This is a genomic window from Nocardioides sp. Z21_20, from assembly GCF_059766585.1.
Genome location: NZ_JCBAJX010000003.1, coordinates 225,983 through 240,679, shown reverse-complemented (window position 1 = coordinate 240,679; position 14,697 = coordinate 225,983). Strand labels below are relative to the sequence as shown.

General features: G+C 71.1%; 16 protein-coding genes. 14 read left to right on the top strand and 2 right to left on the bottom strand.

Features of this window, described 5'->3' with window-relative positions:
* Nucleotides 1–87: 87 nt before the first annotated feature.
* From AC6EH9_RS07655 to AC6EH9_RS07635, 5 genes are read left to right on the top strand one after another with little or no spacing between them, the layout of a single operon-like run.
* Nucleotides 88–852: a PspA/IM30 family protein gene (locus tag AC6EH9_RS07655; protein WP_498421911.1), complete on the top strand. Its 765-nt coding sequence runs from the start codon at nucleotides 88–90 to the stop codon at nucleotides 850–852.
* Nucleotides 849–1,127 (top strand): PspA-associated protein PspAA, encoded by a 279-nt coding sequence (pspAA, locus tag AC6EH9_RS07650; protein WP_498421910.1) that lies wholly within the window; start codon nucleotides 849–851, stop codon nucleotides 1,125–1,127. Before AC6EH9_RS07655 ends, pspAA begins: the two co-directional genes overlap by 4 nt.
* A 5-nt stretch (nucleotides 1,128–1,132) precedes the next feature.
* Complete coding sequence (gene htpX, locus AC6EH9_RS07645) at nucleotides 1,133–2,053, top strand: zinc metalloprotease HtpX (RefSeq protein ID WP_498421909.1); 921 nt, start codon at nucleotides 1,133–1,135, stop codon at nucleotides 2,051–2,053.
* A gap of 3 nt (nucleotides 2,054–2,056) precedes the next feature.
* Nucleotides 2,057–2,629 carry a PspA-associated protein PspAB gene (gene pspAB / locus AC6EH9_RS07640; protein ID WP_498421908.1) on the top strand — a complete coding sequence of 191 codons (573 nt, stop codon included), beginning with the start codon at nucleotides 2,057–2,059 and terminating at the stop codon, nucleotides 2,627–2,629.
* Nucleotides 2,626–3,894 (top strand): ATP-binding protein, encoded by a 1,269-nt coding sequence (locus tag AC6EH9_RS07635; RefSeq protein WP_498421907.1) that lies wholly within the window; start codon nucleotides 2,626–2,628, stop codon nucleotides 3,892–3,894. The genes pspAB and AC6EH9_RS07635 overlap by 4 nt, the downstream gene beginning before the upstream one ends.
* An 11-nt stretch (nucleotides 3,895–3,905) precedes the next feature.
* Here AC6EH9_RS07635 and AC6EH9_RS07630 read toward each other — a convergent pair whose 3' ends face one another.
* Complete coding sequence (locus tag AC6EH9_RS07630) at nucleotides 3,906–4,790, bottom strand: GNAT family N-acetyltransferase (protein ID WP_498421906.1); 885 nt, start codon at nucleotides 4,788–4,790, stop codon at nucleotides 3,906–3,908.
* 27 nt (nucleotides 4,791–4,817) lie between these two features.
* Between AC6EH9_RS07630 and AC6EH9_RS07625 the strand changes: the two genes are divergently transcribed.
* The 4 genes from AC6EH9_RS07625 to erpA all read left to right on the top strand — a co-directional run bounded on the left by AC6EH9_RS07625 (nucleotide 4,818) and on the right by erpA (nucleotide 8,202).
* The gene (locus tag AC6EH9_RS07625) at nucleotides 4,818–5,786 is read left to right on the top strand and encodes an ATP-binding cassette domain-containing protein (protein WP_498422263.1); all 969 of its coding nucleotides are present in this window, start codon (nucleotides 4,818–4,820) and stop codon (nucleotides 5,784–5,786) included.
* Nucleotides 5,783–6,586: an ABC transporter permease gene (locus AC6EH9_RS07620; RefSeq protein ID WP_498421905.1), complete on the top strand. Its 804-nt coding sequence runs from the start codon at nucleotides 5,783–5,785 to the stop codon at nucleotides 6,584–6,586. Before AC6EH9_RS07625 ends, AC6EH9_RS07620 begins: the two co-directional genes overlap by 4 nt.
* A gap of 22 nt (nucleotides 6,587–6,608) precedes the next feature.
* Entirely contained in the window at nucleotides 6,609–7,712 is a 1,104-nt protein-coding gene (locus AC6EH9_RS07615; protein ID WP_498421904.1) for a glycerate kinase family protein, read from the top strand.
* A 127-nt stretch (nucleotides 7,713–7,839) separates the two neighbouring features.
* Entirely contained in the window at nucleotides 7,840–8,202 is a 363-nt protein-coding gene (gene erpA / locus AC6EH9_RS07610; protein ID WP_498421903.1) for an iron-sulfur cluster insertion protein ErpA, read from the top strand.
* A 137-nt stretch (nucleotides 8,203–8,339) separates the two neighbouring features.
* Here erpA and AC6EH9_RS07605 read toward each other — a convergent pair whose 3' ends face one another.
* The gene (locus AC6EH9_RS07605) at nucleotides 8,340–8,606 is read right to left on the bottom strand and encodes a hypothetical protein (protein WP_498421902.1); all 267 of its coding nucleotides are present in this window, start codon (nucleotides 8,604–8,606) and stop codon (nucleotides 8,340–8,342) included.
* 64 nt (nucleotides 8,607–8,670) lie between these two features.
* On the opposite strand from AC6EH9_RS07605, the gene AC6EH9_RS07600 reads away from it, so the two are divergent.
* The 5 genes from AC6EH9_RS07600 (at nucleotide 8,671) to AC6EH9_RS07580 (ending at nucleotide 14,247) form a co-directional block, all read left to right on the top strand.
* Nucleotides 8,671–9,657, top strand: coding sequence for a carbohydrate kinase family protein (locus tag AC6EH9_RS07600; RefSeq protein WP_498421901.1), 987 nt, complete (start codon nucleotides 8,671–8,673; stop codon nucleotides 9,655–9,657).
* Between the two features lie 158 nt (nucleotides 9,658–9,815).
* A complete protein-coding gene (gene ctaC, locus AC6EH9_RS07595; RefSeq protein WP_498421900.1) occupies nucleotides 9,816–10,727 on the top strand; it encodes an aa3-type cytochrome oxidase subunit II in 912 nt (303 codons plus the stop codon).
* Nucleotides 10,724–12,502: an aa3-type cytochrome oxidase subunit I gene (gene ctaD / locus AC6EH9_RS07590; protein WP_498421899.1), complete on the top strand. Its 1,779-nt coding sequence runs from the start codon at nucleotides 10,724–10,726 to the stop codon at nucleotides 12,500–12,502. The genes ctaC and ctaD overlap by 4 nt, the downstream gene beginning before the upstream one ends.
* Complete coding sequence (locus AC6EH9_RS07585; RefSeq protein ID WP_498421898.1) at nucleotides 12,502–12,897, top strand: cytochrome c oxidase subunit 4; 396 nt, start codon at nucleotides 12,502–12,504, stop codon at nucleotides 12,895–12,897. Before ctaD ends, AC6EH9_RS07585 begins: the two co-directional genes overlap by 1 nt.
* A 201-nt stretch (nucleotides 12,898–13,098) precedes the next feature.
* On the top strand, nucleotides 13,099–14,247 hold the full coding sequence (locus tag AC6EH9_RS07580) for a L,D-transpeptidase (protein WP_498421897.1): 1,149 nt from the start codon (nucleotides 13,099–13,101) through the stop codon (nucleotides 14,245–14,247).
* Nucleotides 14,248–14,697: the final 450 nt, after the last annotated feature.

Genomic DNA, 14,697 nt, shown 5'->3' with positions numbered 1-14,697 from the left:
CTTCGTGAGCGAGGAGTGTGGGATCCAGACTATAGGGTGGGCTGACCAGCACCGACGCCCGACAGTACGAGGAGGGGCCGCATCCCCATGAGTCTCATGAAGCGCATCAGTCTGATCTTCCGATCCAAGGCCAACAACGCGCTCGACCGCGCTGAGGACCCGCGCGAGACGCTGGACTACAGCTACCAGCGCCAGCTCGAGCTGCTCACCAAGGTACGGCGCGGCGTGGCCGACGTCGCGACCAGCCGCAAGCGCGTCGAGCTCCAGGTCAACCAGCTCGTCCAGCAGTCCACCAAGCTGCAGGACCAGGCCGAGAAGTCGATCGCGATGGGCCGCGAGGACCTCGCTCGTGAGGCGCTGACCCGCAAGTCGGGGCTGACCAACCAGATCAACGACCTCAAGGCGCAGCACGCCCAGCTCCAGGGTGAGGAGGAGAAGCTCACCCTCGCCCAGCAGCGCCTGCAGGCCAAGGTCGAGTCCTTCCGGACCCGCAAGGAGACGATCAAGGCGACCTACACCGCGGCCGAGGCCCAGACCCGCATCAACGAGGCGGTCTCCGGGATCGGCGAGGAGATGGGCGACGTCGGGATGGCGATCCAGCGCGCCGAGGACAAGACGGCCCAGATGCAGGCGCGTGCCGGCGCGATCGACGAGCTGATCTCCTCCGGCGCCCTCGACGACGTCACCGCGGTCGGGGCCGGTGACGACATCGCCCGCGAGCTGGAGTCGATGAGCTCCCAGGCCGACGTCGAGGCCGAGCTCGCCCGGCTCAAGGGCGGCAGCGCGCCGCAGGCCCTCGAGTCGCAGGACATCCTCGGCGTCGAGGGTCGCAAGCAGGAGGGCCAGGCGTGATCGTCCGGATCATGGGGGAGGGACAGTTCGACGTCCCCGAGACCAGCGTCGAGCACCTCAACGAGCTCGATGCCGCGGTCGAGGCGGCCGTGGAGTCCGGGGACCTGGCCCGTTTCAGCGAGGTGTTCGGCGCACTGCTCGACGGTGTGCGCCGCGTGGGCACCCCGCACCCGGCGGATGCGCTCGACGAGTCCGACCTGATCCTGCCGCCGGCCGACGCGAGCATCGACGACGTGCGCGCCCTGCTCACCGGCGACGGTCTGATCCCAGGCTGAGTGTCGTGGCTCGCTCGCGCTTCATCAAGGACACCGGACTGACCGTCCGGATGACCCTGGTCATGTTCCTGCTCGGCGCGCTCTTCGTGGCGCTGGTCGTGGGGCTGATGTATGCGGTGGGGGCGAGCGCGGCGCCGCTGATCGGGCTGCTGGGGCTGGGCGTCGCGTTCTACCAGTGGTGGAGCTCGGACAAGGTCGCGATGCGGGCGATGCGGGCCCGCGAGGTCTCCCCTGCGGAGGCCCCCGAGCTGCACGGCATGATCGACCGGCTGTGCGCGCTGGCCGACATGCCCAAGCCGCGGGTCGGGATCGCGAACCTGGCCGTGCCCAACGCCTTCGCCACCGGCCGGTCCCCGAACCGCTCGGTGGTGTGCGTGACCACCGGCATCCTGCACACGCTGGACGCCGAGGAGCTCGAGGCGGTCCTCGCCCACGAGCTCTCGCACGTGGCCCACCGCGACGTGCTGGTGATGACGGTCGCCTCCTCGGCGGGGATCGTGGCCGGGATGCTGACCCGCGGGGCCCAGTACGGCGGGTTCGCGATGACCCGCGGCAGCAACCGGGACGGCAACGGAGGCGCGCCCGCCTTCCTCATCGCGCTGCTGATCAGCCTGGTCGTCTACGCGGTCAGCTTCGTGCTGCTGCGGGTGCTCTCGCGCTACCGCGAGCTCAGCGCCGACCGGGCGGGCGCCTACCTGACGATGAAGCCGGCCGCGCTCGCCTCGGCCCTGCAGAAGATCACCGGCGAGATCAACACCATCCCCAAGCGCGACCTGCGCTCCTCGGCGGCGATGAACGCGTTCTTCATCGCCCCCGCGGTCAGCGGCGTCTCGCTGCGGACGCTGACCTCGACCCACCCGTCCCTGGAGCAGCGGCTCGAGCAGCTCGCCCGGATCCAGGCCGAGCTCAGCCGCCCCGAGGGCTGAGCGGTGGGTCTCTGGGACGTCATCACCGGACGCAGCCGCCCCAAGCGGGCGAACCTCGACGCGCTGTTCGCGGTGCCCAACGCCGCGCTCACCCTGGAGAGCGCGGCCGGTCTGCGGCCCACCGGGCTGGGGTCGGTCTGCTTCCGGGCGGCCGGCGGTGCCGCGTTCGCCCAGACCCAGGCCGACGTGGTCGCGCTGCTGAACGGCGATCCCCAGGCGCCCGACGTCGAGCTCAGCACCGACCGGTTCGGGTTCACCTGGCTGGTGGTGCACCGCGACCCCAGCGACACCGCCGGGCTCTGCACCGACCTGCACGCCGTCAACACCACGCTCGAGGCACAGGGCTTCGGCACCGGCCTGCTCTGCTCGGTGGTGCCGTTCGCCGACACCGCCGGGCACAAGGTGGGCCTCGTCTACCTCTACAAGCAGGGCACCTTCTACCCGTTCGCGCCGCGTGCCGGCGAGCAGCGAGACAACCTGCTCGAGCTCGGCGTGCGCGACGCCCTGAAGGGCGAGCTAGCGATGGAGTCCGACCTCGGTCGCTGGCTGGCCCTGTGGGGGGCCCCGGGCCTGTGAGCGCCGCCGATCGCAGCAGCGCAGGCACGATGGCCGCCGACCGGCCCGCCGACGGGGTGCGCCGGACCCGCGCGATCGAGGACTACGGCGTGCTGCAGGGGGGCCCTCGCCCCGAGCTCCAGTCGATCGCGGAGCTGGCCGCCCACCTGTGTGGGGTGCCGATGGCGGCGATCAACCTGCTCACCGACTCCGAGCAGCACCAGGTCGCGACGTACGGCTTCGACGCCGCGGTCCTCCCTCAGGAGGACACGCTCTGCGCGGTGACGGTGCGCACCGCGGAGCCGGTGGTCATCAGCGACGCCAGCGCCGACCCACGGCTGCGCGACAACCCCTTCGTGAACGGCGACCTGGACCGGGTGCGCTTCTATGCCGCCCACCCGCTGCTCACCCCCGCGGGCGTCGTCATCGGCACCCTGTGCGCCTTCGACGTGGTGCCCCGCGAGCTGGACGCGCGCGAGCGCGAGCTGCTGGCCTCGTTGGCGCAGCGGGTGGTCGAGCTGCTGGAGCTGGAGCGGCGCACCCGCGACCTCGCCGCCACCGTCGAGGAGCTCCGGGCGGCGCAGGCCGAGCTGGAGCGCTCCAACGAGCAGCTCGCCTCGTTCGCCGGGCAGGTCGCCCACGACCTGCGCAATCCGCTGACCGCGATGGGCATGTCTCTGCAGCTGCTGCGCGAGGAGGTCCAGCAGGGGGCCGGCGACCGCGAGGAGCTGCTGTGGCTGGCCCAGCGCGCGATCAGCGGAACCGAGCGGATGCAGGCCCTGGTCGACGAGCTGCTCGACTTCGCGCGCCTCGGCGCGGGCCTCGCCGTGGCGGAGGTGGACCTGGCCGGCCTGCTCGAGGAGATCCGCGCCGACCTGGCGCCGGCGCTGGGCGGGGCCACCCTCGAGGTCGGCGACCTGCCGAGGGTGCGCGGGGACCGGGTGCAGCTGCGGATGCTGCTGCAGAACCTCCTCGCGAACGCCGTCAAGTTCACCCGCCCCGGCGAGCCGCCGCGGATCGAGGTGGACGCCCACCGCGACGCCGACCGGTGGCAGCTGGAGGTCAGGGACCACGGGATCGGGATCCCGCCCGAGGACCGCGTCCGGGTCCTGGAGCCGTTCGTGCGTCTGGACCAGCGGGTGGCGGGCTCGGGGATCGGTCTGGCCACCTGCAGCCGGGTGGTGCGCGCGCACGGTGGCTCGATCGAGCTGGACGAGACCCCCGGCGGTGGCACGACCGTGCGGGTGCGACTGCCGGTGACGCCCGACGCGTCGCCGGCGCGCTGAGCAGCCCGCCCTCAGAGCAGCGAGCCGTGGTGCAGGTACGGCGCCGGCGGGGCCATGCCTCGCAGCGCCAGGTAGCCCCGCTGGTGCAGCGAGAGCCGGGCCGCCATCCCCACCTCGATCGCCCATTGGTTGGCCGCGGTGACGTGAGGCAGGCTGACGGTGCCCTCGGGCGGGGCCGAGGCGAGGGCCTCCCAGAGCAGGTCGGTGGCGGTGCGCCGGTTGGTCGCCGCGACCAGCTGCGGTGAGCCGTCCGCGTCCACGTAGGCGTAGCCCGAGCCGGTGCTGCGGTCGCACACCAGCAGCCGGAACGTGCCCGCCAGCACCGGGTGGTCGACCAGGTGCGCGGCCCCGCGGGTGCGGCGGTCCACCGAGTCCATCAGCTCGAAGTCGGCGGCCGTCCCCTCGCGGACCCGCTCGACGATCGGCAGCGCGGCGCGGTCGAGGACGCCGGTGAGGAACATCTGCGGGTGCAGGGCGAACCCGGCCGCCCGGTACCGGCGCGCCGCGCGCGGGTCGGCGGAGGCGGAGAGCATGCCGCGCAGGCACCCCCGCCCGTGCTGCAGGGCGGCCTCAAGCAGCACCCGGCCGACCCCGCGCCCCTGCAACCCCGGGCGCACGGCGTACGAGGCGAGCAGCCACATCAGCTCGCGCACGTAGGAGACGGCGAACCCGACGATCTCGCCCTCCTGCTCGGCGACCCAGCAGCCGGCCGGGTCGGTGCGCACCAGGTGGGTGGTGCGGGCGATCCACGCCGCGGCCCGGTCCGGCGGGCGCAGCTGCGGGTCGGGCCAGTCGCGCTGATGGGTGCGGCTGTCGAGCTCGTGGAACCCCTGCGCCGAGAGCCGCTCCACGACGGGCACGTCCGCCGGCAAAAGGGGTCGTATCCAGGTGCTCACCATGCGACCCTAGCGAGGGTGAGGGAGATGATCCGGGCGGACGGCCTGGTCAAGCGGTACGGCGACGTGGTGGCGCTCGCCGGCCTCGACCTGAGCGTTCCCGAGGGCACCGTGCTCGGTCTGCTGGGGCCGAACGGGGCGGGCAAGACGACCGCGGTGCGCATCCTGACCACGCTGCTGCGCCCCGACGCCGGCAGCGCCCAGGTGGCCGGCGTCGACGTGGCGCAGGACCCGCAGGGAGTCCGGGCGCGGATCGGCCTGTCGGGGCAGTACGCGGCCGTCGACGAGCACCTGACCGGCTACGAGAACCTGGAGATGGTGGGCCGCCTCTACGGGCTGGGGAGGGTTCGCGCCCGCGTCCGCGCCCGCGAGCTGCTCGAGCGCTTCGACCTCGCCGACGCGGCGGACCGCCCCTCCAAGACCTACTCCGGTGGCATGCGCCGGCGCCTCGACCTGGCCGGCGCACTGGTCGCCGAGCCGGCCGTGCTGGTCCTGGACGAGCCGACGTCCGGGCTGGACCCGCGCAGCCGGATGCAGATGTGGGACGTCATCCGCGAGCTCGTCTCCCACGGGGGCACGCTCCTGCTCACCACCCAGTACCTCGAGGAGGCCGACCGCCTCGCCGACTCCATCGTCGTGATCGACCATGGCCGGGCGATCGCCCGCGGGACCGCGGACGAGCTCAAGCGCGAGATCGGCGGGGAGCAGATCGAGCTGTCGGTCCTCCACCGTGACCAGGCCGAGGTGGCGCGCCGGGTGTTGGCCAGAGTCTCGGGGGCCGAGGTCCGCGTCGGCGACACCGGCCGTGAGCTGTCGACGCCGGTCGAGGGCGGAGCCAGGGCGCTGCGGGAGGTGCTGGCTCTGCTCGAGGCCGAGCAAGTGGCGGTGATGGATGTCGGTCTGCGCCGGCCCACGCTGGACGACGTGTTCCTGGCGCTGACCGGCCACGCCAGCCAGGACGACGCGGGCGCGGAGCGCACGGAGGCCGCCCGATGAGCACCATGTCGCGGATGGCGAGCGACTCCTGGGTGATCTCCAAGCGCAACCTGATCAAGATCAAGCGGGTCCCCGAGGTCCTGGTGTTCGTGCTGATCTCGCCGATCATGTTCGTGCTGCTGTTCGCCTACGTCTTCGGCGGGGCGATCGACCCCGGCGGCGGGGTGAACTACCGGGAGTTCCTGATCGGCGGGATCTTCGCCCAGACGGTGGTCTTCGGCTCGACGTTCACCGGGGCCGGGCTGGCCGAGGACATGCAGAAGGGGATCATCGACCGGTTCCGCTCGCTGCCGATGTCGCGGGCCGCGGTGCTGGTCGGCCGGACCTTCTCCGACATCGTCTACAACCTGCTCTCGATCGTGATCATGGCCCTGACCGGACTGCTCGTCGGCTGGCGGGTGCGTGGCTCGGTCCTCGACGCGCTCGCGGCCTTCGCGCTGCTGCTGCTGTTCGCCTACGCGTTCAGCTGGGTGATGGCGCTGGTGGGGCTGCTGGTGCCGAGCGTCGAGGTCATCAACAACGCCTCGTTCATCGTGATCATGCCGCTGACCTTCGTCTCGAACGCGTTCGTGCCGCTGGAGAGCTTCCCCTCGGGGCTGCGGGTCTTCGTGGAGTGGAACCCGGTCTCGGCGGTCACGCAGGCCGTGCGCGAGCTGTTCGGCAACACCAACCCCACCGTGCCGGTGCCCGACGTGTGGTCCATGCAGCACCCGGTGCTGTACACGCTGGCCTGGGTCGTGCTGATCCTGGTGGTGTTCGTGCCGCTGTCCGTCAGGCAGTACCGCCGCGCCGCCGGCTGAGCCGTGCGGCGAGGATGGGCCCATGCGCGTCCTGATCGCCCCTGACAAGTTCGCCGGCACCCTGACCGCGGTCGAGGCGGCCGAGGCCATCGCCGAGGGCTGGCACCGCCACGCGCCCGACGACGAGCTCGACCTCGCCCCGATGGCCGACGGCGGGCCGGGCTTCGTCGACGTGCTGCACGTGGCGCTGGGCGGCCGGCTGCTGGCGCGCACCGTGCGCGGGCCGCTGGCCGAGCAGGTGCCGGCGGCGGTGCTGCTGGTGGGCGACACGGCGTACGTCGAGAGCGCCCAGGCATGCGGGATCCAGCTGACCGGCAGCCGGCCGGGGGCGGCCGAGCGCGCCACCACCTACGGCGTGGGGGAGCTCCTCGGGCACGCCGTGGACGCCGGCGCGCGCCGCGTCGTGGTGGGCCTGGGCGGCAGCGGCAGCAACGACGGGGGAGCCGGCCTGCTCGCCGCGCTGGGCGCGGAGGCGGACGTCCCGCTCGACCGGGGGGCGCTGGGCCTCGAGGGGATCGGGCGCCTCGACTCGTCCGCCGCCCGGGCCAGGCTCGCGGGCGTCGAGGTGGTCGCGGCCAGCGACGTGGACAGCCCGCTGACCGGGCTGTTCGGGGCGACCAAGACGTTCGGCCCGCAGAAGGGCGTGAGCGAGGACCGGATCGCGGCGGTGGACGGGCTTCTGGAGCGGTTCGCCGTCGTGGTGGACCGCAGGCTCTCGCTGGAGAAGGGCGCCGGCGCGGCCGGCGGGCTCGGCTTCGCGCTGCTGGCGCTGGGCGCGCGGCGCACCCCGGGGGTGGCCCTGGTCGCCGAGGCAGTGGGCCTGGAGCGCCGGGCACGCGAGGCGGACCTGGTGGTGACGGGGGAGGGTGCCTTCGACTTCTCCAGCCGCTCGGGCAAGGTGCCCTACGGGGTCGCGGAGCTCGCCGCGCAGGCGCTGCGGCCCTGCATCGCGCTGGCCGGTCGGGTGCTGGTCGGCTCGCGGGAGATGCGGGCGCTGGGGGTGGAGTCCGCCTACTCCGTGGTGGACCTGGTCGGGGAGGAGGCGGCCCTGGGTCGGCCCCGCGCCGCCCTGGCGGACCTGGCCGCCCGCGTGGCCAGGTCGTGGTCGCCCCGCACGCCTCGGTGATCCGGCGAGCCGATGGCTGCCGAGCGGTGGGGAATAACCGTCGGTGTGCGACCATTGGGAACGGATATGACCGGTGCCGTCCAGCGCCGGGCGACCGAATCTCTAGCCTTTCTTCCAGGGAGCGAACATGACCGAGCAGGTCGAGACCACCGAAGAGCGCCGCACCGACCAGATCAACCTGAGCTCGGTCGCGTCGAGCAAGGTGAAGAGCCTCCTCGAGCAGGAGGGGCGTGACGATCTCGCCCTGCGCATCTCGGTGCAGCCGGGTGGCTGCTCGGGTCTGCGCTACCAGCTCTTCTTCGACGAGCGCACCCTCGACGGCGACGTCACCACCGACTTCGACGGCGTCACCGTCGTGGTGGACCGGATGAGCGTCCCCTACCTCAACGGCGCGACGATCGACTTCGTCGACACCATCGAGAAGCAGGGCTTCACCATCGACAACCCCAACGCCACCGGCTCCTGCGCCTGCGGCGACTCCTTCCACTGAGCGCGCGGCGCCGGGACCTCTGAGCCCGGCGCCCCGCTCGCCCGGCCCCGCTCGCGGGTGACCCGGAACCCACGAGGCCCCCTGCCAAGCGTATTGGCAGGGGGCCTCGTGGCTCCCGAGACGGGAAGCGGTGGGGGTCAGTCGAGATGCAGGTGCAGCGCGCCGGCCAGCCGGGCGGCGGCCTCGCTCACCTTGATCTCGCGCTTGGCGATCTCCCGGGGGAAGTCGGCGTAGTGCAGGCTGGGCGCCCCGGCGACCGCGGCCCGCGCCGCGTGCTGCAGGCGGGGGCTGACGTGGAGGTTCTCGCCGGCCGCGCGGCAGGCGCCGTACAGCTCCTCGGGGGACTCGAAGTCGTCGTAGGCGAGACGGGTGGAGCGGCCGTGCGCTTGGGTCGCGGAGATCATGACCCTGAGATTAGGGGCTACTCCCGGGTACCGACAGCGGTACCGACCGGTAGTGTTGCCAGGCATGTCGCTGCTCATCACCGGATCGATCGCCACCGACCACCTGATGTCCTTCCCGGGACGCTTCTCGGACTCGCTGGTCGTGGACCAGCTCGACAAGCTGTCGGTGTCGTTCCTCGTCGAGGACCTCGAGGTGCGGCGCGGGGGATGCGCGGCCAACATCTGCTTCGGCCTGGGCAACCTCGGCATCGAGCCGGTGCTCGTCGGCGCGGTGGGGGAGGACTTCGTCGACTACCGGGCCTGGCTCGAGCGGCACCACGTCGACTGCAAGGGCGTGCACGTCTCCGAGACGCGTCACACGGCGCGATTCGTGTGCACCAACGACTCCTCGATGGCCCAGATCGCGTCGTTCTACGCCGGCGCGATGAGCGAGGCGCGCGAGATCGAGCTCAAGCCGATCGTGGACCGGGTGGGGGAGCCGGACTTCGTGCTGATCGGGCCCAACGACCCCGAGGGCATGCTGCGCCACACCGAGGAGTGCCGCCAGCGCGGCTACCGGTTCGTGGCCGACCCCTCCCAGCAGCTCGCCTTCGGGGACGGCGCGATGATCCGGCCGCTGATCGACGGCGCCGAGATCCTGTTCTCCAACGAGTACGAGGCCTCGCTGATCACCCAGAAGACCGGCTGGAGCCGCGAGGACGTGCTCTCCCGCGTCGGCACCTGGGTGGTCACCCTCGGGGCCGCCGGGGTGCGCATCGACCGCGAGGGCGCGGTGTCGATCACCGTGCCCGCCGTCCCCGAGATCGCGAAGGTCGAGCCGACCGGGGTCGGCGACGCCTTCCGGGCCGGCTACCTGGCCGCCCTGGCCTGGGGACTCGGCCCTGAGCGAGCCGGGCAGCTCGGCTGCCTGCTGGCGGTCTACGTCGTCGAGCAGGTCGGCACCCAGGAGTACTCGCTCTCGCGCGCGGCCTTCCTCCAGCGCTGCCTCGACACCTACGGCGAGGACGCCGTCGCGGACTTCGAGCCGCACCTGAAGACCTTCCGTCCCTGAGCCTCCCGGCGTGCCCGCGGCAGCGGTGAGCCCCAACGGGCGCCACTGCCAGGGGCGAAGGTCACAGACCCGGCCCTTACGGGTCCCCACCGAGTCATCCGACCCACACTTCGGATAGGGTTTCGCCTATCCGTGATCTTTGAGAGAGAGGCTCGTTCGTGGGTCTGCAGCTCCCCAAGCGCGCGACCAAGTCGGTGAAGCGGCTTGCGCTCAGCGTTGCGCTGGGCACAAGTCTCCTACTGGTCGGCGCGTGCTCGGCCGAGGACGAGGACCAGATCCGTCGTCTGGCCATGCCCGAGCCGGTGACCGAACAGGCACCGGCAATCTTCGACCTCTGGCGTTATGCGTGGCTTGCCGCCATCATCACCGGCATCATCGTCTGGGGCCTGATCTTCTGGGTGATCCGACGCTACCGGCGTCGCCACGCCGACGAGATCCCCGTGCAGACGCGCTACAACCTGCCGCTGGAGATCTTCTACACCATCGCCCCGATCCTGATGGTGATCGTGTTCTTCTACTGGACCGTGACGGTCCAGAACGAGGTCCTCGACGAGGTCCCCGAGCCCGACCGGACCATCGAGGTGGTCGGTCAGCAGTGGTCGTGGACCTTCAACCACGGTCTCGGCGAGCCGGACTTCGACGTCGCTGACGACGAGCCGCGCTACTCCGAGTACGTCGCCGTCGTCGGCACCGGCTCCGAGATCCCCACGCTGGTCCTGCCCGAGGGCGAGACCGTCCAGTTCAACCTGCACTCCCCGGACGTCATCCACTCCTTCTGGGTGCCCGGCTTCCTGATGAAGCTGGACGTCGTCCCCGGACGCATCAACCACTTCCAGGTCACTCCGAACAAGGAGGGCATCTACGCCGGGAAGTGCGCCGAGCTCTGCGGCGTCTACCACTCGCGGATGCTCTTCAACGTCGAGGTCGTGTCGCCCGACGAGTACGAGGACTACCTCGCTGACCTCGAGGAGGTCGGACCGGTCTACTCCGAGCCGCTCCTGGGCGGCTCCGAGCTCAAGACGCAGGACGGCCTGGACACCGAATCTGACGCAGAGGGAGGTCACGAGTGACCACCACAGCAGCACCGGTGCCTCAGAGCGCCGCCGTGCCCGTCCGTCGTAAGACCCTGGGCCAGCACGCGGTCACGCTGATGACCACGACCGATCACAAGCTGATCGGCAAGATGTACCTCGTCACCTCCGTCGTCTGGTTCCTCCTGGGCGGCCTGATGGCTCTGGTGATCCGCTCCGAGCTCGCGTTCCCCGGCCAGCAGGTCGTGAACGAAGAGCTGTACAACCAGATGTTCACCATGCACGGCACGATCATGCTGCTGCTGTTCGCGACGCCGCTGTTCTTCGGCTTCTCGAACGTGATCATGCCGATCCAGATCGGCGCGCCCGACGTGGCGTTCCCGCGGCTGAACATGTTCAGCTACTGGCTCTACCTGTTCGGCGGCCTGATCGCCGCCGCCGGGTTCCTCACCCCGCAGGGCGCGGCCAGCTTCGGCTGGTTCGCCTACACGCCGCTCTCCGACGCCGTGCGCTCGCCCGGCATCGGTGGCGACCTGTGGGTGATGGGCCTGTACATGGCCGGTGTCGGCACCATCCTCGGTGCGGTCAACTTCATCACCACGATCATCTGCATGCGTGCGCCCGGCATGACCATGTTCCGGATGTCGATCTTCACCTGGAACACGCTGATCACCAGCATGCTCGTGCTGATGGCGTTCCCGATCCTCGGTGGCGCGCTGCTGATGCTCGAGGCCGACCGGATGCTCGGGGCACACGTCTTCGACGCGGTGCACGGCGGACCGATCCTGTGGCAACACCTGTTCTGGTTCTTCGGCCACCCCGAGGTGTACATCATCGCGCTGCCGTTCTTCGGCATCGCCAGTGAGATCCTGCCGGTCTTCAGCCGCAAGCCGATCTTCGGCTACGTGGGTCTGGTCGGCGCCACCCTGGCGATCGCGATCCTGTCGGTGGCCGTGTGGGCCCACCACATGTTCGTCACCGGGGCGGTGGACCTGCCCTTCTTCTCGGGCATGACGTTCCTGATCGCGGTGCCCACAGGAGTGAAGTTCTTCAACTGGATCGGCACTATGTGGGGCGGGTCGGTAAGTCTCGACACGCCCATGCTGTGGACGATCGGCTTCCTGACGACGTTCCTCTTCGGTGGCCTGACCGGTGTCATCCTGGCCTCGCCCCCGCTGGACTTCCACGTCTCGGACTCGTACTTCGTGGTGGCGCACTTCCACTACGTGGTCTTCGGCACCGTGGTGTTCGCGATGTTCGCCGGCTTCTACTTCTGGTGGCCGAAGTTCACCGGGCGGATGCTCGACGAGCGGCTGGGCAAGATCCACTTCTGGCTGCTGTTCATCGGCTTCCACCTGACCTTCCTGGTCCAGCACTGGCTCGGCGTCGAGGGCATGCCCCGTCGCTACGCCGACTACCTGCCCCAGGACGGCTTCACCACGCTCAACCAGATCTCCACGGTGGGCGCGTTCCTGCTCAGCCTCTCGATGCTGCCGTTCTTCTACAACGTCTACGTGTCGCGCAACGCCCCGCTGGTGGGCGTGGACGACCCGTGGGGCTGGGGCCGCTCCCTGGAGTGGGCCACCAGCTCGCCGCCGCCGCGGCACAACTTCCACTCGCTCCCGCGGATCCGCTCGGAGTCGCCGGCCTTCGACCTCCACCACCCGGAGATCGCGGTCATGGAGCTGCGGACCAACGCGGCAGAGGGCACGAGCACGCCGTCGGACTCCCCTGAGGTGTCCGGTCGCGAGGAGATGCTGCAGGAGCGCCTCGCCGGCAACACCGACGAGCGCGGCACGGAGGAGAAGAACTGATGAAGGCCGAAACCTGGATCTTCGGGATCACCACGATCTTCTTCGCACTGGTCGCGCCCGCGTACTGGTTCATCAGCGGCGACTGGACCGGGACCTCGGCCCTGGTCATGGCCTTCCTGCTGGTGGCGATGATCACCCTGTACCTGGGCTTCCACGCCTCCCGGATGGACGCCCGTCCGGAGGACCGCAAGGACGGCGACATCGCGGAGGGCGCCGGCGAGCTCGGCTTCTTCCCGCCGTACTCGTGGTGGCCGCTGTGGTGCGCCCTGGCCTTCTCCACGGTGACGCTCGGCGTCGTCGTCGGATGGTGGCTGGCGATCATCGGCAGCGCCTTCGGCGTGATCACGCTGGCCGGCTGGGTCTTCGAGTACTACCGCGGGGAGCACGCTCACTGAGCCCTCCCGGCGCCGCCACGGCCCCGACCGACACCCCCAGGGGTGACGGTCGGGGCCGTGTCTGTTGGGGGTGCGGCCGCTACCCTGGGTGAGGCACTGCTCGCTCCTCCCGGGGGAACCCACATGATTCGAGCTCGAGCCCTTCGCGGCACCTCTGCTTCTGCGCGCCCCACTCGGGCGCCGGCGACCGTCCTGGCGGGGGTGCTCTGTGTCGTCCTGACGGCCTGCTCAGGCAGCTCCGGCTCCGACGGCGACTCCCCGGACGGCGGCCCTGCCGCCAGCCCCGAGGCGGCGCCGGTGGAGGTCACCACCGACGTCGGCAAGGGCACCGCCGTGCCGGTCGACCACCTGGTGACGGTGCGCGCCGAGGGGGGCACGCTGCGTTCCGTGGTGGTCCGCGGTGGCGGCGACCGGGTCGCGGGCGAGCTGGCGAAGGACGGTGCGTCCTGGAAGGCCACCGAGCGCCTGGAGCCGGGCACGTCGTACGTCGCCCGCACGGTGGTCGAGCGCACGGACGGCAGCACCGAGCGCGCGCGCTCCCGCTTTCGCACCGTCGACCTGACGCTGGACCAGCAGACCTACCCCTCGGTGGCGCCGTTGGCGGGGGAGACCGTGGGCGTGGGGATGCCGGTGATCGTCACCTTCGACGTCGCGGTGCGCGACAAGGCCTCGATCGAGCGTCACCTGAGCGTCACCAGCTCGCCGCGCCAGGCCGGAGCGTGGCACTGGATCAGCGACACCGAGGTGCACTGGCGCCCGCGGGCCTACTGGAAGCCCGGGACCGAGGTCAGCGTCGACGTGGACGTCAACAGCGTCCCGGCGGGCGGCGGCGTCTACGGCCAGGAGAGCCGCAGCGTCGCGTTCACCGTCGGCGACTCGGTGGTGCACAAGATCGACGTGGCCGGCCACCAGATGCGCACGCTGGTCAACGGTGAGGTCGCCCGGACGATCCCGATCAGCGGGGGCAAGCCTGGCTTCGAGACCCGGTCCGGGACCAAGGTGATCATGGAGAAGCACCGCACCAAGCGGATGGACGCCGCCACCACCGGCATCGACGAGAGCGACCCGGAGTACTACAACATCGAGAACGTCGAGTACGCCCTGCGGGTCACCCACTCCGGCGAGTTCCTGCACGCCGCACCCTGGTCGGTCGGCTCCCAGGGTGCCGCCAACGTCAGCCACGGCTGCGTGGGGATGAGTACCTCCGACGCCGCCTGGGTCTATGAGATGACCAATCGGGGGGACGTCGTCGAGGTCACCGGCACCCAGCGCCAGATGACTCTGGAGAACGGCTACGGCGACTGGAACCTCCCCTTCAGCGAGTACAAGAAGGGCTCCGCCCTCAGCTGACCCCCAGCCACGCCACCCACACCCCAGCTGGTCCCCAAGTCCCCATCTGACCCCCAAGCCCCCCAGCTGGCCCCCAAGCCCCCCACCTGGCCCCCAAGCCCCCCAGCTGGCCCCCCAGCTGGACCCCAAGCCCCCAGCTGGACCCCAAGGCCCCAGGTGGGCCCCAAGGCCCGCGACCCGTCATTCCCTCGACCAGACACGCCGGGGTTGGCGTAGCGAGTGACGGGTCGGCGGGCCTGGGCGCTGGTGCATGGACCCGAGCGGCGTGGACTCCTCTCACAGCCGGCCAGGGTGCTCCCGGGGTGCGTGGCCATGCGCACACGGGCGGTGGTGCACATCGCCACGTACGGCGCGCGCGGACGTCGCCAGGTCCACGTCGGCGAGGCGTGGCGCCGTGGCGCGCCGTACGCCGGCGGTGGTGAGAACGCCAGGGTGACGAGAGTGCCTGAC

Coding starts and splice junctions, on each gene's coding strand:
- AC6EH9_RS07655 (WP_498421911.1), top strand. CDS start 88: ATGAGTCTCATGAAGCGCATCAGTCTGATCTTCCGATCCAAGGCCAAC.
- AC6EH9_RS07625 (WP_498422263.1), top strand. CDS start 4,818: ATGATCCGGGCGGACGGCCTGGTCAAGCGGTACGGCGACGTGGTGGCG.
- AC6EH9_RS07620 (WP_498421905.1), top strand. CDS start 5,783: ATGAGCACCATGTCGCGGATGGCGAGCGACTCCTGGGTGATCTCCAAG.
- AC6EH9_RS07615 (WP_498421904.1), top strand. CDS start 6,609: ATGCGCGTCCTGATCGCCCCTGACAAGTTCGCCGGCACCCTGACCGCG.
- erpA (WP_498421903.1), top strand. CDS start 7,840: ATGACCGAGCAGGTCGAGACCACCGAAGAGCGCCGCACCGACCAGATC.
- AC6EH9_RS07605 (WP_498421902.1), bottom strand. CDS start 8,606: ATGATCTCCGCGACCCAAGCGCACGGCCGCTCCACCCGTCTCGCCTAC.
- AC6EH9_RS07600 (WP_498421901.1), top strand. CDS start 8,671: ATGTCGCTGCTCATCACCGGATCGATCGCCACCGACCACCTGATGTCC.
- AC6EH9_RS07585 (WP_498421898.1), top strand. CDS start 12,502: ATGAAGGCCGAAACCTGGATCTTCGGGATCACCACGATCTTCTTCGCA.